Source organism: Shewanella sp. FeAMO (assembly GCF_053653955.1).
The window spans coordinates 2877778-2901322 of record NZ_CM132201.1 but is presented as its reverse complement, the minus strand read 5'-3'; the positions used below and the strand labels follow the sequence as shown (position 1 = coordinate 2901322).

Below are 23545 nucleotides of genomic sequence, written 5' to 3'. Positions count from 1 at the left end.
AACAACCAATCATCTGCTAAGACAGCCACTCAAGCCGTCACTCAGGCTAAGTTTGTTGAAGGCAATATACTGCGCCACATTTTGGTGATGAGCTCTACTGCGGCCGTTGGGATCTCGGCACTGTTTGTGGTGGACCTGCTAGATATTTTCTTCCTCAGCATGCTGGGAGAGCTGGAGTTGGCGGCGGCCGTGGGCTATGCCGGTACCATCTCTTTCTTTACCACTTCAATAGGTATCGGCCTGTCGATTGCGCTGGGGGCACTGGTGTCCCGCGCCGTAGGTGCCAGAGACACAGAAGGGGCCAAGCGCTTGCTGCTGAATGCCGCCATGGTAACTCTGCTGGTATCCAGTATGATGGCGATAGTGGTGACGGCTCTGATCCCTGAACTGCTGGCGCTGGTGGGCGCCAGGGGACATACCGCCGAGCTGGCCGCCGATTATCTGTATATTCTGGTGCCTTCCTTGCCGGTCATCTGTTTGGCAATGGCGCTTGGCAGTGCCCTGCGCGCCGTGGGTGATGCCAGGCTCTCCATGCTATCGACCCTAGCGGGCGGTGCGGTCAATGCCGTATTTGACCCCATTTTTATTTTCCTGTTTGCCATGGGCATAGAAGGCGCGGCTACCGCCTCGGTATTGGCGCGCCTCAGTGTGCTGCTGATCGCGGCAAGAGGTGTGTTTATCAAACACGGCCTTTGGAGCCGTTTCGAACTTGCGAGCTTTCGCGGCGATCTGCGCGCCATTTTTGCCATCGCAGGGCCGGCCATGCTGACCAATGTGGCCACCCCCATAGGCAATGCGGTAGTGACCCGGGCGATTGCCGACTTTGGTGACAGCTTCGTCGCCGGCTGGGCAGTCGTTGGGCGTTTGACCCCTGTGGCCTTTGGAATGATCTTTGCGCTTTCCGGCGCCATAGGGCCCATCATAGGGCAGAATTATGGCGCCAGGGCCTATGACAGGCTCAGCGAATGCCTGACAAGGGCGCTGCAATTCTGTATCGCCTATGTGCTTGGGATGTCGCTGCTGCTGTGGTTGCTGCGCGAGCCTTTGGTATTGGCATTCGACATGCGCGGGGATTCTGCCGAGCTGGTACGTTTCTTCTGCCAGTATATGGCGCTGTTTTTCCTGTTCAACGGCGCACTGTTTGTGGCCAACGCCTCGTTCAACAATCTGGGTAAAGCCAAGTATTCAACCGCCTTCAATGTGGGCAAGGCCACTATCGGGACGCTGCCATTTGTTTATCTGGGAGCCGAGCTCGGTGGGGTATATGGAGTCTTAATTGGTCAGGCACTGGGGGCAGTGCTCTTTGGTGTATTGGCGGTGATCACCGCCTACCGCTTGGTTGCCAGAGTGGCCGCCAATGGCCGCCAGCAAAGTCTTGAGGCCGACGGGCTTGATGAGGAGGAACTCTCCATGGCCTCCAGCAGTCCATTGTCGTCTTCCTGTACCCAGATGGGGCAGATGACCGAAGAGCTGGAGCCGATAGCCAGTGCCCAGGCTACCTCGCCCCAGCGGGAGAGGTCTTAATGCCGGGAACGGCTCATGCGTTTAAAGAGGGGCCTGGAAATGTTTTATTGGGTGTCAGATTGGGAAGTTGCGGCCGCAGGGCTTTCAGTAGCGCCGTTATCTGGCTGCTCAACTGCATTGTTTTCTGCCTGCTCGGCGGCAGCGATTTTGGCGCGCTCGGCCTTGGAGATGTAACCCTGTTTGGCGGGGCCTGAGTTGGGGATCTCTTTCTTGTTTTCCCGGGCTTTGGCACGCTTGGCCAGTTTTTTGGTCAGTTTTTGTCGCTTGTTCATGCTAAATTTCCTGGTACTTCCCACTTGGATGGGCAAAGGGCAGGCATTTTAGCCTGCCGGCGGCCGGGCAACAAGCTCAACCTGTCTCAGTGCCGGTTTGGATACCGCGATGACTGGAGCCGACTTACAGGAACAGGGTCATGAAGACACCGATATAGCTCATGGAAACTGCGACCCCAATACTGAGCAGGGCCATATCCAACATCAGTGGCCTATCCGGCGTTTTGGCCGCCTTGATAAGTTCTACCACGCTGGTGGGGATCACTATCAGCCCCGAGACTATCAGCAACAAAAAACCGGGGCGGAACAGACTGAGTTGCAGTGCGCTTTCATCCTGCCACAGGTGCGCATATTGATCGCCAAACAGCAATAATGCCATGGCGACCACGGCCGACAGACTGGTGGCCAACAACAACTGACGATTAACCTTGCTGCGGTTAACCGGCTCTTCTATCTCCTGAATAATTCCTGTGGGTTCCATCTCAAATACACCTGAAGCGGGAAACTGCGGCAAAACTAGCAAATTTGAGGCTTATTTTCAAAAAAATTACTTGTTACCGAAGCGACTTCTGTCCATCTCACTGGCGCCATCCCGACATTCACCGCGGATCTCCCCTCTGTCGGATTGCAGCAGACGACTGAGTTCATAAAAACCTTCACGGCAATATTGATTCATTTTGAGGGTATTATCGAGTCCAAGCTGCAGTTGCTGTTCAAACACGGCTTGCCTGGCTTCTCTGATAGCCAGTTGTTGGCGCATCTCCTTTGCCGTACGCGGTGTCTGGACACTTATCCTGTAACTGCCGCCAGAATCGGGCGTTATCAGCCGCGCCGTATAGGTAAAGAGCTTCAAGCCATCGGCCTTGATATCCGTCTGGAAATTGTCTTTGATGGCACCGGCAAAATCGGCCGGATCTATGCTGGGTTTTGAGCTGCAACTACAAAGCAGCAGTGGCAGTAATAACAGAAAAAGCGCACGCATAAGCTGGGGTGATTATCCTTATTATTTTTTGGAGATACAAATTATCGTTAACTTACTGCAGAATAAGCACAATTGCATTAACGGCGTGATAAGTCAGCGCAGCATCGACCTCTACCGCCTTTGTTTGATAACCGGATGGTAGGTTATGTTTGAGTATCTTCAACATCTTTTCGATAAGGTGCAATGGCAACCTGGGCTGACGGATATCCTCTATTTGGTTCTGCTCGTTGGCTGGTTTGCCTGGATCTGGCCCAAACGGGACTGGCAACAACTGCTGGCGGACAAGAGCTTGCAGTGGCGGGCGCTGCTCAGTACCTTGGCCATTAATGGCCTTTGGCTGCTCAATGCCAGTGTTACCGAGGGGATCCACGCTCATTTTTTGGCCCTGGTAACCCTGATGTTGATGTTCGGCTGGCGCTTGGCGTCCGTATTGATGCTGCTACCTGTCAGCTTCTTTTGTCTGTTTGTCTATCACCAGCCCTGGATGCTGGGCCCCATGATGTTGTTTGCTGTCTGCCTGCCGCTTTTATTGGCATTGGCAGTACACAGCTTGAGTTATCATAAATTACCCAAACATTTGTTTGTGTTCATTTTTGTGGCAGGTTTTCTCAATGCCGGGCTATCTGTCGTCAGCCATATTCTCGCTTGGTCAACTTATCTCTGGGCCAGCACGGATTACAGTGTCGCTTACCTGGTGGATAACTATCTGCTGCTTATTCCGCTGCTTGGGTTCCCGGAGGCTTTACTCAACGGTATGGCAGTGACTCTATTGGTGGTTTACCGGCCCGAGTGGCTCTACGACTACTCGGACCGGGTCTATCTCTGGCGTCACTGACAGGTGCGACTTTAGTCTTTGGGGGCGCGGATCACCAGGGTGCCGGCGAGTTTGTCATGCCAGCTTTGTTTCCGGGGATCGAAGGCCACCCAGAGATAGCCAAGGCCGAATACCAGAGTAGAGGGGATATAGCCTAAATAGCGCACTATCAGGCTGGCGGTCGATGGCTTTTGCAAAGTGTCGGCATCAACAATGACAGCTCTTAGCACCATCTTGCCCGGAGTCGCCGACTTATAATGCCAGAACAAGATGATCAAGATGAAAGGCAACAGGTAGTTGATCACAACATCGAGCGGGCCCAAGATTAAGGCATCATTCTCCAATATGGCATCAATGCCAAAGACTAGCAGAGTCAGTGGCACTGTGATGCACATCAACATGAGTGAGTCCAGCAGGGTTGCCGCCAGTCGCTCCCAAAAACCGACATAGATGGGATAGCTGGATTCATTGCTTGCTGCTTCTGCAACGGGCGGTGGAGGCGTCATTCCCGAGGCCAGTTCCGTAGGGGTTGTCTGTTCTTGATGAGCCAAGACTGACTCTATGTTGCGTGGGTTTTGCTCTGCTGCCATTTACTCTGTCCCTGATTAATAATTACTGTTGGGACGATACACAGGAATAAAGCTTGGAACAAGCTGTGCCTGCCGTATTGGCACGGCAGGCAAGGGATTGATCAACCGAAACGCTGATTGAGATAGCTGATGATGTCGTTGGATTCATACATCCAGGTCACTTCACCGGCTTGTTCTATTTTCAAACAGGGAACTTTCATGGTGCCGCCCCCGTTTTGCAGGGCACTCTTGTGTGGCTCCTGCTTGGCATCCAGGGTGGTGATATTCAGGCTCTGGCGTTTCATGGCTCGTCTTACCTTGACGCAGAAAGGGCAGGCCGGATACTGATACAGGCTGAGGCTACGACATTGTTCATCAATATCCGCCTGCTGTTCGGGTTGCCGCTTAAGGCCCTTGGGTGAAAAAACAAAGTTGAGCAGCAAAATAATCCGCCCCAGGATCCAACGAATAACAAACATAAGCATCCTCTATATAAGCTTGAAACGGCAGGCAGTTTAACTCAGTGGTGGTGAAACTCAAGCCCGGACTTGGAGTTCAAGGGTAGCGATGATTTCATCTTCATCCTCCGGATCCGGCCCTTGCTCAACAAAGCCGAAACCGGCGTAAAACGCTCTTGCTGTTTGGTTTTCATCTGCATAGCAGATATGCACCCGCTGTGCATTTTCCTGGGCGCGGATCTCATCGAGTACCAGTGCCATCGCGCGGCTGCCTATGCCTTTTTGCTGATACCCTTCGGCTACCATGAAGCGGAATATGTTGTAATCGTTGGGTTTGCCTTCTTCAGCAAGCGATTCATACATCAAAAAGCCTACCGGAGTGTCGTCCAGGTAAATCGCCTTGGGCACATAGAAAGGAAAAAACTGGGCTTCGGCGATGGAAAGCATGTTATCGGCCAGCAGATCGCGTTGCTTCGGCTTGGGGGCCTACGATTTCAAAATTGTCTCGGGTTATCTGTTGCAGACTTATTGGCATTTGTGGTTATTGGTTTTGGCTGAATTGATTGCCGGCGATAATAACAGCCCAGCAACACTTTACCAGTTCAATAATCCGTCATGAATACGAAAAAGGCTCCCATAGGAGCCTTTCTTAGGTGATTTCAATAGGTTTTAATCGGCATTCAGTGACAGAATCGCCTGAGATGCATCCTGTTTCATCTCTGTCTTGCTGTCGAGCAGGAAGACTCTTTCCGCGGCGACGGCTGCTCTGTCCACCAGGAAGGCCTTGATGGCCTGGGCCCTGGCCTGAGCCAGATTAGCCAGCTCGTTATTGCTGATCTCCTGAGCGCTGAGCAGTTGGTTGTAAAGGCCCATATGCCAGACGGTGAGCAGGGTATCTTCATCGACTTTTTCACCGTCGGCCTTTTCGGCAAGTTTTTGCTTCACTTTGTCTTTTTCCGCATCGGCATCCAGTTTGAGCTGTTGCTCGAACAATTCCACCAGGACATCTGCCAGCTTACCCTGGGTAGGGAATCGACTGGCGCTCAGCTCGTCCGGCAGGGCTGCAAGCTTGCTGGCCTTGAGCAGTTGCAGCTGCAGTTTTTGCTCTGCCAGCGCCTCACTGTCTTCCCGCAGCGCCACGCTGCCTTCAATGCTCAATTGCAGCTTGGGCCTGTCATCCAGCGCCTTGGCCAGCTTGCTCAGCTTATCTTCGGCGTCAGCGTCCAGCGTGGCTATACCGGGTTGGAAAGCGACCAGGTTCAGCTCTTCATCACTGCCAACCAGACCGGCCAGCAAAGAGAAGGGGGCGGTGACCGCCTTGGTGATGACATTGGTGATGGCGGTCATCACGATGCTGCCGAAGCTGAAACTTGGGCTGTCGAGATCTCCTGAAACCTGTAAGCCAAGATCTATCACCCCATGTCTGTCCTGCAAAAGGGCGATAGCCAAGGTAATCGGCAAACTGGTGGCCAGATCGGAATCACTGGGTTTACCCAGCTTAAGCTGATCTATCACCAGATGATTGTCTCCCTTCAGCTGGTTGTCTTCCAGTTGATAGTTGAGCGCTAAAGACAGCTGGCCTTTGTCTATGTAGTAACCGGCATAGGTGCCCGAATAGGGATTCACCGAGGTCAACTCGACACTCTTGAATACCAAATCCAGATCCAGATAGGGTTTCTCCAGCAGCGGATTCACCTCTCCCCTTAGGGTGACTGGAGCATACTTGTCTATCTTGCCCTTGATATCGACACTGGCCTTGGTTCCCGGGGTAGAAGACAGGTGGCTTATCTTGCCTTCCAGCGCCTCGATACCTGAAGCAAAGTTAGGGGTGAGGGAGTTATCGGCAAAATAGGCCGAGCCGTTTTTGATGGCAATGCTGCCGATATCCAGTTTAAATGCCTTATCTGTCGAGGCCTTGGTGTTGATTTTTTCCTTGGCGGCCGTTTGCTGCGGCGCTTCGTTTTCCTGGCTTTGTTTTGTCTGCGACTGAGCCGCCGAGTTATCACCAGGTGGTTCGGCGCGGATCAGCTCGCCGATATTAGTGCGCTGATCTTCGGTGATCATCACCTTGGCGTATGGCTGTTCCAGCAATATATTGCTGATTTTCAGGCTGTTTGCTTCGGAATCAAAGCTCATCGCATCTATCGCCATATTCTGCCATTTCAGCAGAGGCTCAAATGCCAATCCATCCTTGATAAGCAGCTTGCCAATTCCGGCTTGTCCCTGAAAATGGGCCTTCCCCTCGGCGTTGGCAGTGAACTTGCCCTGAGTGCTCAACTTGCCGCTTTCAAGCTGCATATTGAGATAGGGCGTCAGATAGGGCTGGAACTGTTGCAGCTCCAGCTCAGTCAGCGTCAGCTCGCCATTGACAGTGAATGCCTTGGCATCTATCGCGCCGGTGGCGCTGAACTGGCCTTGGCTGGTTTCCGGCTGGGTTTGGGCATCAGAACTCAGTGCCAGCTGCAACTGGTAGTCTATGCTTCCTTCGAGATCGGAACGCACTGGACCTGTCGTGATATCCAATGGGTAGACACGCCAGTGGACACCATTGCTTTGCTGCTGCTCAAACAGGTTGAGATCGGCCTGTTTGAGACTGATTTTGCCAATAGTCAGCAGCCACTGTTTGTCTTGCTCCTGGGCTTTGTTTGGCTCTGCGGCTGTATGCGCTGTGGCTTTTTCTTTCGCTGTGGCCTTATTTAACGCCTCGGTTTCATCTGCCGCCTCTGGTTGGGCTAGTGCTGGTTCCACTTGTGCCTCGGCCGCGGTGTCATCGGGCTTGGCATTTGTGGCGGGCATAAAGAGCTGCTGTAGATCCAGGCCTTGCTTATCCAAGCGGGCATCGGCCCACAGGCCTTGCAGCGCCAGTTCGTCGATATCAACATTCTGGTTGTCGCCGTCCACCCGAATGTTATCCAGTGCCAACAGCGGCAACTTGACTCTGGCTTGCTGTTGGTCGGAGAAGAGCAGATTTTCCAGAATAAACCGGCCCTTGTGGGTACTGTAATGCAGTTGGTCTTGTTGCTGTTTCAACTGGTACTGGCTCTGGAAGCTGAGTTCACCGTCACTGAGCTTAGCGGCAATAAGCCCATCGGCAAACGGCCAGAAGGGTAGCAGGGAAACTTTGGCCAGTTGCAGCTCACCGGTGACTTCGAGAGGCTGCAGCTGAAACTGTCCCTGAGTCTGCAATTGTCCATTATCGCTGCCGGTCAACGACAGGGCATAGCGGTTGGCATCTTTCGCCAGTACCGGTTTGTTCTCGTCTTCCGGCAAGCTGAGGCTATAAGCCTTGGTATCCAAAGCTTGCAGGCTGAAATTAAGCTCGTCGTAACTGAGCTCTGTATTGGCGACCTTATCCATATAAGCGAACTTACCCTCTGTTACCCGGATATCCCGGGCAATGACTCTGGGCGGTTCAGAGGTGTCTTCTGTAGCCTCGGCTTGCGGTGTTTGATTGGCTTCAAGGTGGGCAAGCATATCGCTGAAGTTGAATTGAGCTTGGCCATTCTCTGACGCCAGCCTTTGCACATTCACTTGCGGATCAAAGAGGTAGATATGATCTATGGCGATGGCCCCTTGGGTCAGCGAGCGCCAAAATGCCAGCTCCAACTCAAGCTGGCTGAAAGATGCAAAGACTTGCTGTGGGTCGCTCTCCTGCAGGGCGAAGTTATCCAGGCGGACTCTGAGAAGGAAAGGGTTGATGCTGATATCGTTCAGGCTCGCCTGACGGCCGAGCAGTTGTTGCAGTTGCTTTGGGGTTTGCGACTTTATCACCCAGGGAGCGAGCCCACCAAGCAGCAGGGCGTAGAGGCCATACCCGATGAGCAGATAGATGCCTGTTTTGATGGCAAGCGGCACCCGGCGAAAGCGTGAAAAGAGCTGAGTCAGCACATTGGGCATAGCGGTGTGAGATCCCTTGAAGCAGGTTTGCGGCAAAAATTTGGCGTTATTCTAACGCGTATTCGGTATGCTTTGTAAGTCACTTCTGAACCTATGATTTTTGTTATCTTGCTCGATACATGCATGATACAAAAAGAAAACTTAGCTAAGGAAGGTGTGAATAAGTCCTCGCGGCACTCTGGCTTACACAGCAATTGGCATTCAAGGCATCTGACTGAAGGCATGCCGGGGCCTGTCGAAGTCGGATAACGCAGAGAGCCGGTTGCTGTGAAAGCCCCGAAGGGCGTGGCTTACAAGCCTGCCTGCTGTGTAGTGCTTCTTGCAAAGGACTAAGGCCATTTGCTGCGAACCACGCCTTGCATCCAGGCCTGTAAGCCGACGCAGAGCACGCATGGGACTTGTTCGCACCTTCCCTAACTCATGTTGCAATGATCAAGAGTGATTTTCGCTGAACATTGCATTCACAAGAGGGCAATAACCAAGGTTGTAAAGACCTTGAATGCTCAGTATCAGCTCAGCAAACCTGAATCCTGGCAAGACTATTGCCTTTGCCCGTCTTTATCCTTTGGTTGGGCTGCTGTAGGTGATGGCGGCGATAATGGCACCGCAGGGGTCTTTTATCCAACAAAAGCGGCCGACCTGGGGAATGTCCTCAGGGCCGTAGAGTACATCGCCCCCCAGTGCTTTGGCCTTAATGGCGACGGCGTCGACATCTTTAACGGTAATGTAACCAGTCCAGTTACTTGGCATGGCCGGCGCCGGGCTGTCCGTGATGCCACCTATGCTGATACCGTCATTTTCTATGATGTGATAGGGGCCTTGTGGCAACTGCATCGTCTTGAAGCTCCATCCAAAAATCTCACCATAAAACCGCATCGCCAACTCAGAGTCATTGGCGGTCAGTTCGTGCCAACTTAAGGCTCCATGGGTAGTAAAAGGGGAGTTCATAGATAGGTTCTCCTGAGACTGAGGGGCTGACAATTCGGCTGCGAAGATCGCCGGCCAGCGGATCTTGAGCCGCTTTGAGTTCAGCTTTGAGTGTAGTCGAGTCGGCTGTGCTTTGTGGCTTTCTTGGACTACGAAGAAGAGGGGCACAAGATGCCGGAGCCCGAATTATGGAAACCTTTTCGGCGCTGAAGAATGTGCTAACAGCAAAGTTGAAGGGGGAGGTTAGCTGATGAGCTTGATGTAATCTGCAATCTCAGTGCGGCCCCATTCATGGGCAAACTCAAGGGCTCCCATGTCCTTCATCGTCTGGCCGGTATAACGGATGCTGGTATCTATGCCCGCCTCAACCAACCGCTTCACAATATGGAAGTGGCCATAATGAATTGCGGTAAAAAGGGGATTACGGTCTGGCTCAGAAGTATCGAGCCTTGCGCCAAGGCCGATGAAGTAGTTCAAAATATCTTCGTTGCCATTCGAAGCAGCCCTATGGATTGGGCTGCTACCACTGAGATTGTCTCTACTATCTATATCGGCTCCCAGCTTGACTAGAGCCTGGCACAATTCCAAGTTGTCATTATCAGCCGCAATATGAAGAAAGCTGCCCAATGGCGTTTGTAACTGAACCAGCTCAGTGTTCATTGATAGAAAGTCGATTGCATCAGCGGTTCTCTTCTCCCTGATGCATGCCATGAGTGTCCTTAATTTCAGTATTACTGCTTCGTTCACTTATTTATCCGTCCTGACTTAATGATTCCCTGTGGATATCAAGCCTAGTGTTTTCGAGTGTATTCGATTAATCGACCGCCTCATGCTTGCCGAGTTTTACCGTAAAATACTGGCAAACATTCACAAGTGGCCAGTATACCTAAGGAAGGTGCGAACAAGTCCTCGTGGCACTCTGTTTGTAGAGATAGGCCTAAATTGCAGTTGGCGCTTTGGCAGAAGGTTGCGGCGACTCACTAGGTGCAGAAGTTCTTACTATTAGGATCATCAGGGTTCAGTACTTGTATCCTGAAGTCCGGTGCCAAATTAAACCGTTTTATAACGCTCGACATTCGGTCAGATGTTAATGCAGAACCGAAATCCGAGAAGAATGGGATTGGATCATTATTGATAGCCCACATTTCATTCATTTTCTTGGCTAATTCTCTGGCTTGCTCCCAATCTCCTGCAAATATCTTGGAGTAATCAAAATAGGGCCATGCTGCGATATCATCTTCCTCTGCCGAATCTTCGCTGAAGAGAAAGGATACGCTAATCTCCGAGTGCCAGGGAAACACGCCTACATCAATGATTCTTAGCTCTTTTTTACCAAAATTATCTACCGCTTCCTGCAGTTTTCCTTCTAGCAGTTGCTCAATATTTTCTCTGCTGTATTCCATATCCATTTCTTTTGATGTCTTAATTAAGTTGTATTGGCTTACATGAACAGTCGGGCTTCATGCCTGCTTCACCAAGGATGCAAGATGCAGCATGTAGTCCGGTTTGCTTATGTCCAGACCTTTATGGCGAAGAATATCGTAGGCCGTAACCATGTGGAAGTAAAAATTGGGGATGAGGAAGTCATTGATATATAAGGTAGCTGGAAGGTCTATGTACGAGCCTTGACCCAGATCAATGCGCGTTACTTCCGACATCTTTGAATCATCACACTGTGCAGCAAGCAACAGTTGTTTGGTGTTGTTGATATGTTCCAGCGCCTTATCTAACGACTCCACATAAGGATGAGATAAAGGACAAAAGATATGCCTGTCCTGTCTTTTGCGCTGTCTTTTGCATCTGACAAGCCCGCTTATGAGGCAGGTCCCGGAAAACATAGTCATGTGGTTAAACCTCACGCCGCTCTCTTCGAAAGAGTGCAAGGTCAACCGTCGACCTGGCTCGCCAAAGTCCGATGCTGCCTTTGCATTTTATGCTTTTGGCGGCCAACTATAATTGACCCATTCTTCATAAAAATCAAATTCATACTGTAGATTGGTTATTTTATGGGGCAATTTAGCAGCTCTTAAAAACTCTTAAAATTGTGAAACGACTTTTCTGGCCGGGATCGGGGATTTATGAGATATAAACATTGAAAATGTGTATACATCATTTTCTTGAGATTCAAACGTAAAACCTGCAATTTCAGATACTTTGTTTTGCTTTAGTATAAATGTGTTTGAGAGAGCCTCTACAAGCTCTAATTCTATAGGACACTTACTGAGATGCTTTTCCAAGCATTCCAGCCCCAGTACTGCCACTATCTCTATATCGAAATCCTGATCCATGATTCTTAATTCCATATAACGTCCGTCTGATCTTGATACGTTGCTATTAAATCCAAGAGAGCCATAATTCTTGCACTCACGTCTATAGCCGAATGGCCTAATAAAGAGGCGAAAGACTGATGTTCTCTCAGTGGAAAAATCAATCTTTTAGGAGGTCGGGCGCTAGAGTCTTTGCTCTGCTAATAGTGGGGGCATATTTGGGGACCAGTCCGAAATTTTCTAGAAATTACCAAAACAAACAGTAGTAACAACACCATATTCAGTTTGAACTTCAAACTCATGCTCTTGAAAGTAATAGCTTTCCATTGAGCCATAATCTTCAAATTCGTACTTGGTTCCAAATATTATTTTGAGTTTAGAAATTGCTTCGTCTACGTCTAGACCTATGATGTTAATCCCTTGAATAGATAACGCAGGGTTTGAACATTGAATCCAGTGAAGTCCATCCGCCTCGTCAATCCAAAAAGTACACATTAGCTTATTGTATTGAAGAAGAGGAAACCCATCATTATCAGTATCAATTTTACTAGGTTCCCCTAGCTGCTTTGTCAGGTAGATTTGGTCTAAGCCAAATCGAATATCACCCAATCCAATCCCTAGTTTTACTTCCATGCTTAATGATTCCCTGTGCAAGTGTTGGCCTCTGTAGTGGATTAGTTAAACCAGAGACACACTGTTTGTTGATCCGATAGGTAAACAATCACTGGAGGCCGACATGCCTAAAACTAGCACACTTTTTTATCGAGTTGGATGTACACAAGGGGACCACAGATGTGGCTTGGGTGCTAATAGTGTCCATATTGCTTCAAATGCATATAGCTTAGTACTGTTTTCCTTCAAAAAAATCTACAACTTTAATAAAACGAACACCGGATAATTTTCTCTGAACGATAAAATCAACTACCTTCTGATGGAAAAATAGATAACTTTTAGAACAATTAGCGATTTTGAATATCAATCGTTCGTTTTCTGCTATTTTTTCCAAAACACGGCCGTCTAGAGAAAACTTCTTAACTTCTAAGAGTTCATCATCGTCATCAAAATCGAAAGTTTCAATGAAAGAATTATCACGATCAAGACAGTCAAGCTCTTTATAAAAACCCAAATACCAATAGTTCTCATGCCACACGTTATTATCATCAATATATATTGAAGGATAAATTTGCATCCCATCAATATCATAATTATCCATTTTTAGCTTAACTTCCTTATTAATTAACAAACCAGCAGAATCAACAAACAAGTCCGTTAGCGGCCATCTATTTTTGTCTTCACCCTTAAAGCCGTTCAAAAAGAACAAAGGCTTTTCTCCATAAACCAGTTGCTTGAAATGATATTGTCTTTTTGCAGTATTTAAGTCTGGCTTAATATAAGTCTGGTTATCTCCACTAGGACGAAAAGCAATGTAATACTCATCATTATAATTTTTCACTGGTCTATCCTTAATGAAATATTAAGCCGCCCATTATAAAATAGCTTGTTATGTCAAATTTGGTAATTTAAATATCAAGCAAATATCAAGCCACCCATCATAAAATAATAACTTAATCTTCTTTCTGTCTACGTTCAAGCACCAGTAGGGGATTTGAGCACCCGGAGGTAGAAAGATATCCGTGAGTTGCAGAGGTTTGATGAAATCGAACATATTTCACGCAAAAATGCGAGATTTGAGCTGTGCTAGCCCTACCCATGGTTCAGGGGATTTCAATGACTGCGGTTGAGTTAAATAGCGTGGGGTTCAGGCCGTTTGAAAGTACTGACAGCTGGTTGCAAAATGTCGTCGTCGCTTCTCCAAGTGTTCGCAGTAACAGCTGAGCTCTTGCAAGGTGCCCACCGGGCCACGAAATAGTTTTCCAAATTCAGTGGTAAGCTTGAGCCAGTTCTCATGAGGGATATTCAACCGCGTCAGTAGCTTGGTACTCTTTTCACTTATCACGCCACGTTTATCATCGCGAATACAACGCCCGGTATCATCCACCAATTCAAGATAATCCTTGAGCCCAAACGCAATACCACTGGGCTGATTACTGCATTCATTGCCAATAAAGGGCAGTAGCTTGGCGGGTTGTTCGCATTTCAAGGCTGCCTGAATACGTAGCTGAATGCTGGTATGTTCCGACTGCTCAGGCGTATCGGCCATCTTTGCTCTGATGGGGTTGAGGTCAACGTAGGCCATGCAGGTTAACACGGCGGCTTCATCCAGTAAGGCTTGCGACTTAAATCTTCCCTCCCAGAATCGGCCTGTACAGTTATCCTCTTGATTGGCTTGACGCGCTATCGGTTCATTGAGACAACGCATAAACCAGCTGATGTCACATAACCTGCTGCGATAAATCGCGATAGTATTCTTCAGCCTGGGGACTTCATACGCTTCAATCAGTTCACCCTGGATGAATTTGCGGGTTAACTCGTCACCTTTGAATAACTTATGCCATTGCTCAAGCACTTCTCTATCTGTCCATCGGTTTGCTATCTATATCGATATGCAACACCTGATGCAGATGATTACTCATGATGGCGAATGCCGCCACATCAATGGCAAAAACAGCTTCCAGTTCAAACAATAACGATTCCACCCAACCACGGCGGTGGTCATAATTTTTACCCGAGTAGGCATCATCACCACACAAGAAAGCTCGCCGTACCACGCGGCTGCAACAGTGGTAGTAAGGTGTATCTTCAAGGCTGATTTGAGTTCGGCGAGGGCGCGGCATAATAACCTCCTTGTTAAATGCTTAAACAAAGCATAGTCGGTGGCTAACTACCGCGCCATTAACGCAGGGTGTCCATTTTTTTTAATGCTTAAACAAAGGATAGTCGGAGGCCAACTACCGCGCCATTAATACTGGGTGTCCATATTGTTCTGTCATATTGTTCCCTGCCGAACCTGCCTTTGCTTGTTAGTTGCTTAACGCACATACATAGCTTAGGCAGCCATCCACGAAACCGATTGCAAATGCTTTTGCAGAATTCAGTTTCTTTGAATTAGCCAGCCCTGATGTTAAATATGCCTTTGCCATTGCAAAGATATTTTCTTGGGCTTCCTCCCATGAGGAACCGAACAAATCATCAGAAACACTTTCCATTCTTGGCTCGGGAACCCAATCTTCATTGCAAGCCCAATCCTCGTTTTCTGGATCAAACTCACTTGACCCAACAAGCTCAATATTGAAGGGATATTCATAGATATTTATGCTAAACGCGATTACATCTTTCGGGACTTCAACATTCAATTGTTGGTCCAGCCATTCGATAAAATCCTTCTCATTCTGAATCATGTACATTTCTCTCTGGGCAACTAACGCCGCAAGCAGCGGACAAATTGAAGTTAGGGACGAACAGAAATTTGGTCCAGCTGCCGCCGCTTGTTAGGCACTACCTCTTCCTCGCCCGCTGCGAATATAGTCAAGGTATTCCTCCTGAATCATCAGTTGATTTAGAAGCTTCTCTGTCGCCTCCAGCTCATGTTCGTGGAGCCAAACATAAAGTGAGGGTAAATCGGGAAACTCCAACTGGAAATACGGATCTTCGAATTCTAACTCTTCGTCCAGAGGGCCAAATTCGTAGATATCACAGAACTCTTCACTACCAATATCTGCTGACTCATAAATATAGAGCTTCACCGCATCACCCGATGAAGAAATCGACAGCCAACGAACCCCTTCTTTGCCACTCCTGGCACAACGACCCAGAAAACACTCAACTGCCTTGCCTCTATTTAAAGCACCTGCTACCTCAGATTGTGAAAGATATCTTCTGGACATGCCTCTCCTGCCTAACGCTTTGCTAATGGGCTGCCGCAGCGCAGCGTAGGCAGTCCCGTGGAGGCCACGTTTTTGTGGCCGGAATAAAATTTAGCAACTTGTTAGGTGTTTTTCTTTAAGTACTCAGCAACTTCAACTTCTTTTGACTTTGAAAATATCCAGCCTTTAAGACTATTGTTCCAGCTCCCGCCCATTTTCTTAAGTTCATCTTTTAGTGATTTTGTATCACCCTTAACAATAAATGATTTCACTTGACCATTTTTCTCATAGTCTTCCATAAATACCTGCCCCTCCTTGAGAATTTTTTTCAAGGAAGCTGCCTTTTCTTTTGCTTCTTTTTCTGTTGGTGGTTTAACAGGATTACCTGCCATTAAGCTTTGTACATTGATAGATAACTGCCTTAAAAGTTGCTCTCTGAAATCTGTGATGCTTGAATATGATCCGGTAAGACCAATTTTTTGCATTTTCTTTTCAAAGTTTTTAAGCGCAGTATATTGGGGAATATCTAATTTTGCTGGGTTCAGATTTCTAGATGAAAAATAAAGCATTACAGGCTTATCGTTTTCAATAAACCATTCAATTTCCTCAGCAGTTCCACTTTCACTCGCACCTGTAGGTGAGCCGAGTCGAGTCCAAAAAACCCCAATGGCCATATCACAGCTTGTGACCAACTGATTGTTGATTACACCTTGCGCCCTCTGTCCCATTAAAGGTGCAGAGTGTGTTTCCCATTTCACAGGCAACAAAACAACTTTATTAATCTCAGCGTTGAGATTATTCCACTCTGAAATTATTTCAGGTATTGCTTGTCGCTCCTCTTCAACATCTCCTGGACTTGCTACAAGTATTTTGTATATTTTTGCATCAAATGACATTTTTCATTCCTTGAGGTTATTGCTTAATTACGCAGACCTAACAGCTGCATAGCACGCATGCGCGTTTTAGTCCTCGGAGGAGTGTAAACGCGCATCGCTATCTGTTTGTATTCGCTGGATATAATACCATTTAGTCCAAATATCCCTTGCAGCTAAACGCGCATGCGCGGTTTCCAAACCTATTATCTACCCGCTGTACTTTTTAACCATATGAATTTAATGCTATTTTTTTAAGTTACGGAAATAACGCGCAAACTTAGCTGCAAATTCCCGGCATTTTGTCCAGAACGTCAATAATACTGTATAAAAAATCAGTTCTGAGGCGCTTGTCATGAGCACTTCAAGCCGTACAACCAAGAACCCTAAAACCCAGTCCTTACAAAAAGCGTTTAGTAAATCCATGGCTACCGCACGGGCGCGACATGCTGTTCGTCCCTGAATACCGTTAAAAACGGAAAAGTATCGTTGTCGCAGAGCTTTCGCTTAAGAAAAAGCTAAAGCTAAGCGTTTGAATTAGTTATACAATACCCAGTACTTAATTTGAAAACAATTAGCCAAAGGTCAAGTTTTTAGCAAAGGTTATAAAACCCTGATTTTGTGGGGGTTGACAACATAATTCGCCATGAAAACAACTGTGCCCGGCAAATCATATGAGCAATATTCCAATTGATTGCCTTGCTTAAATTGGCCGGTTTCAGTGCTTGATGGCCAGGGGAACTATTTAGGAGCCTTGGTGTGGCCGGGTGACTTGCTTAATGGTGGGGGGCAGTTGTTATCGCCGGTCAATATGGCGAAATCCGCTTGGGTTTGTGTGCTCGTTGAAAACGGCTACCGGGATAGGCATGAACGGGAACTGGCATGGGGAGGGCGATTAAAGCTGCTGCCAGAGAAGCTTTTCTATGTTAACCTTGCGTTGTTTAAGGAGTTTATTGTCGTTTTGCCTCTGGCAAATAGTAAAATTTCAACTTGTATTCAGGGATGAAAAATGCAAATACGTTTGGCTACGGAAATGGATTTGGAACAACTGGTCCTGCTGTTTGACGAGTATCGGCAGGAACTGGGGCAGGGCTCGGATCTGAGTCGTTGCCGTGAATTTTTACGGGCCCGCTTACTGGAAAACGATTCGATGATCTTCATCGCCACCGAGGGTGATTATCCGGTGGCCTTCACTCAGGTTTTTCCCTCATTCTCCTCCTTGTTGCTAAAGCCTTTATGGTATCTGGATGATCTTTTCGTATTGCCAGATTACCGTGGTCAGGGCATTGCCAAAGAGCTGACTTGCCGAGCCCGAACTTTGGCTCAGGATGCCAAGGTGCTGGCGGTCAAGCGTGAATTTGGCGAACTGTCTCAACAAGTCGAGACAGATGGCACAGAGCAAGGTCTGTATCACGCACTACTTTAATCAGCTGCCCCCTGTTTGCTACCATTAGCGGGTTTTAATTTCAGGGGATTTCAGATTGAAAACAGCAGTACAACAGACACCTGTGCTCGACAAGAGCGCCGTTACCAACCTCTTGGCGCTGGCCATTATGCTTACCGGCTATGGCATGCACTCCGATGTGTTATTCAACATCGGCCTGTTTGCCGTATCCGGCGCCATTACCAACTGGCTGGCGGTGCATATGTTGTTTGAAAAAGTACCGGGTCTCTATGGTTCAGGGGTGATCCCGGCTCGTTTCGAACAGTTCAAGCAAGCTATCAGCGAGTTGATGATGGAGCAGTTCTTCTCTGAGGCCAACATAGACCGTTTCCTGTCGACCCGCTCCGACAAACAGAGCCTGGATCTGTCCGGCGTTATCGGCAAGGTGGACTTGGCTCCAGCCTTCGATGCTTTGGTGGCCACGGTTGCCCAATCTTCATTGGGTGGTATGTTATCCATGTTTGGCGGTGAAGAAGCGCTCACCCCGCTCAAGCAACCCTTTATCGAAAAGATGCAGCAATCTCTGGCAGATATTGCCAAGAGCGATGATTTTTACGAGCTGCTCAAGGGCGAACTGGAACAGCCCGGGGTGATGGCGGATATGCGTAGCCAAATTCAGGATATTGTCGAGCAGCGGCTGGCCGAGCTTACGCCGCAGTTGGTCAAGGAGATGGTGCAGCAGATGATCAAGACCCACCTTGGCTGGTTGGTTGTCTGGGGCGGTGTCTTTGGCGGTCTGATAGGGCTGGCCAGTGTAACGCTGCAGCGCTTGCTATAACTATGACAAGCCTGCTTGAGCGATAGCTCCGGCCCAAGTTTCAGCCGCCCAAAATAATAAGTACTTAAGTATCACAGCAATCAAGTCGCCCAAGCGGCGGGAGGAAAGCCATGGCGTTACATCATAGGATTAATTATCTTGAACTTCCCGCCCGGGAGCTGGAAGCCACCAAGGCGTTTTTTCAGGCGGTGTTTGGCTGGGGCTTTGTTGATTACGGCCCGGATTACAGCTGCTTTACCCAGGCCGGGATCGATGGCGGTTTTTTTCGCTCATCACTGAGCTTTGATACCCTCAACGGCAGCCCCTTGTTGGTGATTTACTCAAATGATCTGAACGCCAGTCTGGAGGCCGTCAAGACTCATGGCGGTGAGATCTGCAAAGATATTTTCAGTTTTCCCGGTGGCCGGCGCTTTCATTTCCGTTGCCCGAGCCAAAATGAGTATGCCGTCTGGTCTGAATAGACCCAGACGCTTCTGCCTTTAACAAGGAAAGATTATGCCTCACTGTATTATTGAATATTCGGCGCCCCTGGCGCAGCAATTGTCGGTTGCCAAACTGGTTCAGGCGGTGCACCAAGGTGCCATCGACTCAGGCTTGTTCACACCATCTGCCATCAAGAGTAGGGCACATGCCTGTGAACATTTCCTGGTAGGGGAGGACAGCGCTCAAAGCTTTATCCATGTGCGTTTGGCCATTATGCCGGGACGCACCGATGAGCAAAAGCACGCCCTGACCCAAAGCGTGTTTGCCGCACTGGAGCCAACTGCGGCCAAAGTCGACAGTGTCTCGCTGGAGGTTACTGAGCTGCATCAGCCAAGCTACCTTAAACGCGGCAGCTAGGAAGCCAATATGTCCGGGCAACCAAAGCGCAGTAACAGGGTGGACTCTCCCTGTATTCGCCACTGCTGCCTGGACCTGCAGGATGTTTGCCTGGGATGTTTCAGGACACTGGAAGAAATTCTTGCCTGGCATCAGGCAACTGACAGCGAGCGGCAGGCTATTCTTGAGCGCTGCCGGCAACGGCAAGTTGATCGCCATCAAGCCGCTGCCGGGCTCAGAGTGATGAGAAAAGAGCCCAAGTAAGGATGATCTAAGTTAAGAAGCTTAAGGTGAACAAGCTAAGCAAATAAAGCGGCACAGAAGCGAATTTAAGTTTTGATGCCCGCTAATGAATAAAGGCGCTATTCGGCGCCTTTGTTGTTTTTACTTAATCTCAATAAGATGCAGTGTGCACAGAGCGCACCGCTCGGCCGGAAGGATCTATGATGCCGGACAGGCTCTCATCCCAGGCCAGCGCTTCCGGGGTAGAGCAGGCAACCGATTTACCACCCGGTACAGTCAGTGCTGCCGACTCCAGCGGGAAGTGCTCTTCAAAGAAACAGCGATAGAAGTAGGCCTCCTTGGTTTCCGGCGTGTTGTGCGGGAAGCGGAAACGGGCGTTGGCCAGCTCTTTATCCTCCACCTGGGTGGCGGCATGTTCTTTCAGGCCGTCAATCCAGGAGTAACCCACACCGTCACTGAACTGCTCTTTCTGGCGCCAGGCGACTTCGGCTGGGAGCTTATGCTCGAAGGCTTCACGCAGGATATGCTTTTCAATCCGGCCATCTCGCGACATCTTGGCTTCTGGGTTCAGGCGCATGGCCACGTCCATAAACTCCTTGTCGAGGAAAGGTACCCGGGCTTCCAGGCCCCAGGCTGCCATGGCCTTGTTGGCCCGCAGGCAGTCGTACAGGTGCAGCTTGTCGAGTTTACGCACCAGTTCCTCGTGGAAGGCTCGGGCGTTTGGTGCCTTGTGGAAATAGAGGTAACCGCCGAACAGTTCATCGGCTCCTTCGCCCGAGAGCACCATCTTGATCCCCATAGCCTTGATCTTGCGCGCCATCAAGTACATGGGGGTTGCAGCGCGTATGGTGGTGACATCATAGGTTTCCAGGTGATAAATCACCTCCTTGATGGCATCCAGGCCTTCCTGGAAGGTGAAGTGCAGCTCATGGTGTATGGTGCCTATGGCATCGGCGACCTTTTGTGCCGCCGCCAGATCCGGCGCCCCTTTCAGGCCCACGGCAAAGGAGTGCAGCTGTGGCCACCAGGCATCGGAGGCATCGTTGTCTTCAATACGGCGTTTGGCAAAAGTTTGGGTTATGGCGGAAATCACCGAGGAGTCCAGCCCGCCAGACAGTAAAACGCCATAGGGCACATCTGACATCAACTGGCGCTTTACCGCGGCTTCCAACGCTTCGCGCAGCTCTTCGCTGGAGGCGCTGTTTTGGGCTACCGCTTCATAGTCGCGCCAGTCACGCTGATAGTATTGCACCGGCGCGTCATCTTCACTGAAGAGGTAATGCCCGGGGCTGAAAACTTCCACGGTTTTGCATACGGGTACCAGCGCTTTCATCTCAGAGGCGACATAAAGGTTGCCGCTGGTATCGCGGCCGGTGTAAAGCGGGATGATCCCCATGTGATCCCGGCCTATGAGGTAGCAGTCCTTGGCCTTGTCGTAGAGTACGAAGGCAAAAATACCGTTGAGCTTATCGAGAAAGTCGCAGCCATATTCCTGATACAACGCCAGGATCACTTCGCAATCCGAGTTGGTCTGGTAGCTGTACTTGTCGCCGAGCTCGGCCTTGAGTTCTTTGTGGTTGTAGATTTCACCGTTGACTGCCAATACCAACTGGCCATCTTCAGATAACAGCGGCTGGGCGCCGTGTTCGATATCGACAATGGCCAGCCGCTCATGGGCGAGAATCGCTCTTGGAGTGGTATGAATACCCGACCAGTCCGGTCCGCGGTGGCGCATCAGTTTGGACATCTCCAGCGCAGTGCTTCTCAGAGCAGAGGCGTCAGACTGGATATCGAGAATGGCAAAAATTGAACACATGGTAAGACTCCAAACTTGGTGTTTCTTCAGCAATGGCTTCACTTTGCCTGTAGAATTCTCAAAAGCCAAGCTTTATTTTTGAATATAAATCATAAAAATGGCTGAATTTGTAAATTGTGATGCGCTTTGTGACCTGTTTTTTTGAGGGTTAAACAATTTAATCGCTTAATTGGTGAAAGATCTGCATTTTAGCTCGCTGTAACAGCGTGCAAATTGGCACTTTCCCAAAGCCGCTGCTTTTATCGGCGATTGATTTATCTGCCCGGAAAACAACGCAAAAAGGCGCCGGAGGCGCCTTTGGGGATGGGGAAATGTGTCTGGTTAAATCGCCGGAGCAACGCCGGTTTCCGGCCGCAGGCTATAAAACTCTGTGCCCTTGAAATAACCCGGGCGGTCGGCAGAATCCGCCAAGCCTTTGGCGGCCTTGTAGTACACGGCGAGATCTTCCAGCGCGCCGGAGAGATCCCAGTTGGCATGATACTCATCACAGAGGTTGTGATAGCAGCCTTTCATCTGCTGCTTCATTGCTGCTTTGTAGTCAGCGGTGGCCTGATCCACAGGTTCGCTGCCGCCACCGGCAAATACCGCAGGTACGCCATACTGGGCAAAACTGAAGTGATCCGAGCGGAAGAAACCGCCGGACTCGGGGTGTTTCTCTGCTGTGGCATAGCGGCCCTGGGTCTTGAGCGCGGCTTCCAGATAACGCTCCAGCTCAGACTTGCCTTTGCCCACTATGGTGAAGTCTTTGGTGCGGCCATAGATATTGGTGCTGTCGAGATTAATCACCCCTATGGTGTTTTCCAAAGGGTACGCCGGTTGGGCGGCATAGAAACGTGATCCCAGCAGACCTTGCTCTTCGCCTGTGGTGGCGATAAAAGTCAGCGAACGCTTGAGGCGCTTGCCAGCCTTGGCGTCGGCGGCAAACTCACGGGCGATGGCCAGCATGCCGGCGATGCCGGAGGCGTTGTCCATGGCGCCATTGAATACCCTGTCGCCTTCGGCCGAACTGCTCATGCCCAAATGATCCCAGTGGCCGGTAAACAGAATATGCTCATTGGCACGGCTGCTGCCCGGCAGAGTGGCAACCACATTGTAGCTGTCGCCATACTCGGCCTTGTTATCGAAACCTATGCTGGCGGTTTGCCCCAGCGTCAGTTGCAGTGGGCCGTGGGCAGCGCGGCTGATGGCGCTGTCCAGTTCAAGCCCGGCTTTGGCAAACACCTTTTTGGCGGCATCCAGGGTTATCCAGCCTTCTACTGCCACTCGCTCGTTGCCGGAATCCGAGGCCAGATCCTGCTGTGGGCCGGTCCAGCTGTTTTCCACTACAGACCAGGGATAAGCGGCAGGAGCCGTGTCGTGAATGATAATGGCGCCCAATGCACCCTGACGGCTGGCTTCTTCATACTTGTAGGTCCAGCGGCCGTAATAGGTCATTGCCTTGCCGTTGAATTTACCGAGATCCGGGCGGGCAAAGCCGGGGTCATTCACCAGAATAAGGGCGATTTTGCCCTTCATATCCAGGCCCTGGTAGTCGTTCCAGTCGTACTCGGGGGCGTTGATACCGTAACCGACAAACACCAGCGGCGCGTTGGTGATATCGACACGTTTGACATCATGGCGACTGCCGAGCACCAGATCTTGGGGATATTGAAAATCGATGCCGGCCAGCTGTATTGCCTGGGTTTCACTGGCGGTATAGCTCACCATGGGCACTTTTTGCAAAAAGCTGCCGCTGGCGCCGGGCTCAAGCCCCATATCGGCAAAGGCCTTGCTGAGATAGTCCAGAGTCAGCTGCTCGCCGCGAGTTGTCGGTGCCCGGCCTTCAAATTCATCCGAGGCCAGGGTTTGGATGTCCTGGCGAAACTCTTGTTCATTGAAACTGACAACGCGGATGGGGTCGTCGGCAGTATTGTTTTGGCTGCAGGCACTCAAGAGTGCCAGGGTACACAGGGGGATCATCAAGCGCATAACGGATCCTGTTGTTGCTTTTATTGTCAGGTATGGAGTGGCAAAGGCTTTGCCCTTGCCCGTGCGCTATCATGGACGAAAAAACGCCCCCGACACAAGCGGAGGCGGTAAAAGGAATGTTACCAATGGTT

The 23545-nt window shown here is 49.7% G+C and carries 27 protein-coding genes and 1 pseudogene; 8 read left to right on the top strand and 20 right to left on the bottom strand.

The features are described from left to right. Nucleotides 1-87 precede the first annotated feature (87 nt). Nucleotides 88-1524 carry an MATE family efflux transporter gene (locus tag ACWAU4_RS13065; protein ID WP_243756878.1) on the top strand — a complete coding sequence of 479 codons (1437 nt, stop codon included), beginning with the start codon at nucleotides 88-90 and terminating at the stop codon, nucleotides 1522-1524. A gap of 44 nt (nucleotides 1525-1568) precedes the next feature. Here the strand turns inward: ACWAU4_RS13065 and ACWAU4_RS13060 are convergent, their stop codons facing one another. The 3 genes from ACWAU4_RS13060 to ACWAU4_RS13050 form a co-directional block, all read right to left on the bottom strand. Continuing rightward, a complete protein-coding gene (locus tag ACWAU4_RS13060; RefSeq protein ID WP_054745701.1) occupies nucleotides 1569-1796 on the bottom strand; it encodes a DUF2986 domain-containing protein in 228 nt (75 codons plus the stop codon). 124 nt (nucleotides 1797-1920) lie between these two features. Beyond that, nucleotides 1921-2277 (bottom strand): hypothetical protein, encoded by a 357-nt coding sequence (locus tag ACWAU4_RS13055; RefSeq protein ID WP_025011443.1) that lies wholly within the window; start codon nucleotides 2275-2277, stop codon nucleotides 1921-1923. 66 nt (nucleotides 2278-2343) lie between these two features. Beyond that, nucleotides 2344-2778, bottom strand: coding sequence for a hypothetical protein (locus ACWAU4_RS13050; protein WP_208124836.1), 435 nt, complete (start codon nucleotides 2776-2778; stop codon nucleotides 2344-2346). Nucleotides 2779-2923: 145 nt separating this feature from the next. Between ACWAU4_RS13050 and ACWAU4_RS13045 the strand changes: the two genes are divergently transcribed. Next, nucleotides 2924-3613, top strand: coding sequence for an energy-coupling factor ABC transporter permease (locus ACWAU4_RS13045; RefSeq protein WP_208124835.1), 690 nt, complete (start codon nucleotides 2924-2926; stop codon nucleotides 3611-3613). 11 nt (nucleotides 3614-3624) lie between these two features. Here ACWAU4_RS13045 and ACWAU4_RS13040 read toward each other — a convergent pair whose 3' ends face one another. From ACWAU4_RS13040 to ACWAU4_RS12970, 15 genes and pseudogenes are all read right to left on the bottom strand, one after another. Continuing rightward, nucleotides 3625-4182 carry an RDD family protein gene (locus tag ACWAU4_RS13040; RefSeq protein WP_243756782.1) on the bottom strand — a complete coding sequence of 186 codons (558 nt, stop codon included), beginning with the start codon at nucleotides 4180-4182 and terminating at the stop codon, nucleotides 3625-3627. A gap of 101 nt (nucleotides 4183-4283) precedes the next feature. Then, on the bottom strand, nucleotides 4284-4640 hold the full coding sequence (locus tag ACWAU4_RS13035; protein ID WP_025889405.1) for a glutaredoxin family protein: 357 nt from the start codon (nucleotides 4638-4640) through the stop codon (nucleotides 4284-4286). Nucleotides 4641-4697: 57 nt separating this feature from the next. Further along, complete coding sequence (locus tag ACWAU4_RS13030; protein WP_208124834.1) at nucleotides 4698-5066, bottom strand: GNAT family N-acetyltransferase; 369 nt, start codon at nucleotides 5064-5066, stop codon at nucleotides 4698-4700. A 222-nt stretch (nucleotides 5067-5288) separates the two neighbouring features. Further along, complete coding sequence (locus ACWAU4_RS13025) at nucleotides 5289-8516, bottom strand: DUF748 domain-containing protein (protein WP_208194291.1); 3228 nt, start codon at nucleotides 8514-8516, stop codon at nucleotides 5289-5291. A 558-nt stretch (nucleotides 8517-9074) separates the two neighbouring features. Next, complete coding sequence (locus ACWAU4_RS13020; protein ID WP_025889404.1) at nucleotides 9075-9464, bottom strand: VOC family protein; 390 nt, start codon at nucleotides 9462-9464, stop codon at nucleotides 9075-9077. Nucleotides 9465-9686: 222 nt separating this feature from the next. Next, the gene (locus tag ACWAU4_RS13015) at nucleotides 9687-10190 is read right to left on the bottom strand and encodes an ankyrin repeat domain-containing protein (protein ID WP_208124832.1); all 504 of its coding nucleotides are present in this window, start codon (nucleotides 10188-10190) and stop codon (nucleotides 9687-9689) included. A 233-nt stretch (nucleotides 10191-10423) separates the two neighbouring features. After that, nucleotides 10424-10846 carry a hypothetical protein gene (locus ACWAU4_RS13010; protein ID WP_208124831.1) on the bottom strand — a complete coding sequence of 141 codons (423 nt, stop codon included), beginning with the start codon at nucleotides 10844-10846 and terminating at the stop codon, nucleotides 10424-10426. 57 nt (nucleotides 10847-10903) lie between these two features. Beyond that, entirely contained in the window at nucleotides 10904-11287 is a 384-nt protein-coding gene (locus ACWAU4_RS13005) for a DUF1993 family protein (RefSeq protein ID WP_208124830.1), read from the bottom strand. 192 nt (nucleotides 11288-11479) lie between these two features. Next, nucleotides 11480-11746 (bottom strand): hypothetical protein, encoded by a 267-nt coding sequence (locus ACWAU4_RS13000; RefSeq protein ID WP_454290293.1) that lies wholly within the window; start codon nucleotides 11744-11746, stop codon nucleotides 11480-11482. Between the two features lie 204 nt (nucleotides 11747-11950). After that, nucleotides 11951-12343 carry a hypothetical protein gene (locus tag ACWAU4_RS12995; protein WP_025011431.1) on the bottom strand — a complete coding sequence of 131 codons (393 nt, stop codon included), beginning with the start codon at nucleotides 12341-12343 and terminating at the stop codon, nucleotides 11951-11953. 208 nt (nucleotides 12344-12551) lie between these two features. Continuing rightward, entirely contained in the window at nucleotides 12552-13163 is a 612-nt protein-coding gene (locus ACWAU4_RS12990; RefSeq protein ID WP_208124828.1) for an imm11 family protein, read from the bottom strand. A gap of 306 nt (nucleotides 13164-13469) precedes the next feature. Next, nucleotides 13470-14445 (bottom strand): annotated as a pseudogene (locus ACWAU4_RS12985) (transposase). Between the two features lie 186 nt (nucleotides 14446-14631). After that, entirely contained in the window at nucleotides 14632-15009 is a 378-nt protein-coding gene (locus tag ACWAU4_RS12980) for a hypothetical protein (protein ID WP_208124827.1), read from the bottom strand. A gap of 90 nt (nucleotides 15010-15099) precedes the next feature. Beyond that, entirely contained in the window at nucleotides 15100-15495 is a 396-nt protein-coding gene (locus ACWAU4_RS12975; protein WP_208124826.1) for a hypothetical protein, read from the bottom strand. Nucleotides 15496-15596: 101 nt separating this feature from the next. After that, a complete protein-coding gene (locus ACWAU4_RS12970; RefSeq protein ID WP_208124825.1) occupies nucleotides 15597-16370 on the bottom strand; it encodes a hypothetical protein in 774 nt (257 codons plus the stop codon). Nucleotides 16371-17103: 733 nt separating this feature from the next. Between ACWAU4_RS12970 and ACWAU4_RS12965 the strand changes: the two genes are divergently transcribed. The 6 genes from ACWAU4_RS12965 (at nucleotide 17104) to ACWAU4_RS12940 (ending at nucleotide 19651) form a co-directional block, all read left to right on the top strand. Then, nucleotides 17104-17352 (top strand): hypothetical protein, encoded by a 249-nt coding sequence (locus ACWAU4_RS12965; RefSeq protein ID WP_208124824.1) that lies wholly within the window; start codon nucleotides 17104-17106, stop codon nucleotides 17350-17352. A gap of 3 nt (nucleotides 17353-17355) precedes the next feature. Further along, nucleotides 17356-17772: a GNAT family N-acetyltransferase gene (locus tag ACWAU4_RS12960; RefSeq protein ID WP_025011941.1), complete on the top strand. Its 417-nt coding sequence runs from the start codon at nucleotides 17356-17358 to the stop codon at nucleotides 17770-17772. Between the two features lie 127 nt (nucleotides 17773-17899). Further along, nucleotides 17900-18568, top strand: coding sequence for a hypothetical protein (locus ACWAU4_RS12955; protein ID WP_044735846.1), 669 nt, complete (start codon nucleotides 17900-17902; stop codon nucleotides 18566-18568). Nucleotides 18569-18678: 110 nt separating this feature from the next. Beyond that, nucleotides 18679-19029, top strand: coding sequence for a VOC family protein (locus ACWAU4_RS12950; protein ID WP_025011943.1), 351 nt, complete (start codon nucleotides 18679-18681; stop codon nucleotides 19027-19029). A gap of 34 nt (nucleotides 19030-19063) precedes the next feature. Continuing rightward, a complete protein-coding gene (locus tag ACWAU4_RS12945) occupies nucleotides 19064-19408 on the top strand; it encodes a 5-carboxymethyl-2-hydroxymuconate Delta-isomerase (RefSeq protein ID WP_208124823.1) in 345 nt (114 codons plus the stop codon). A gap of 9 nt (nucleotides 19409-19417) precedes the next feature. Then, on the top strand, nucleotides 19418-19651 hold the full coding sequence (locus ACWAU4_RS12940) for a DUF1289 domain-containing protein (protein ID WP_208124822.1): 234 nt from the start codon (nucleotides 19418-19420) through the stop codon (nucleotides 19649-19651). A 130-nt stretch (nucleotides 19652-19781) separates the two neighbouring features. On the opposite strand, the gene asnB is transcribed toward ACWAU4_RS12940, so the two are convergent. Both asnB and ACWAU4_RS12930 read right to left on the bottom strand, forming a co-directional pair. Next, entirely contained in the window at nucleotides 19782-21446 is a 1665-nt protein-coding gene (gene asnB / locus ACWAU4_RS12935; protein WP_208124821.1) for an asparagine synthase B, read from the bottom strand. Nucleotides 21447-21767: 321 nt separating this feature from the next. Beyond that, nucleotides 21768-23414 carry a M28 family metallopeptidase gene (locus tag ACWAU4_RS12930; RefSeq protein WP_208124820.1) on the bottom strand — a complete coding sequence of 549 codons (1647 nt, stop codon included), beginning with the start codon at nucleotides 23412-23414 and terminating at the stop codon, nucleotides 21768-21770. Between the last annotated feature and the right edge of the window lie 131 nt (nucleotides 23415-23545).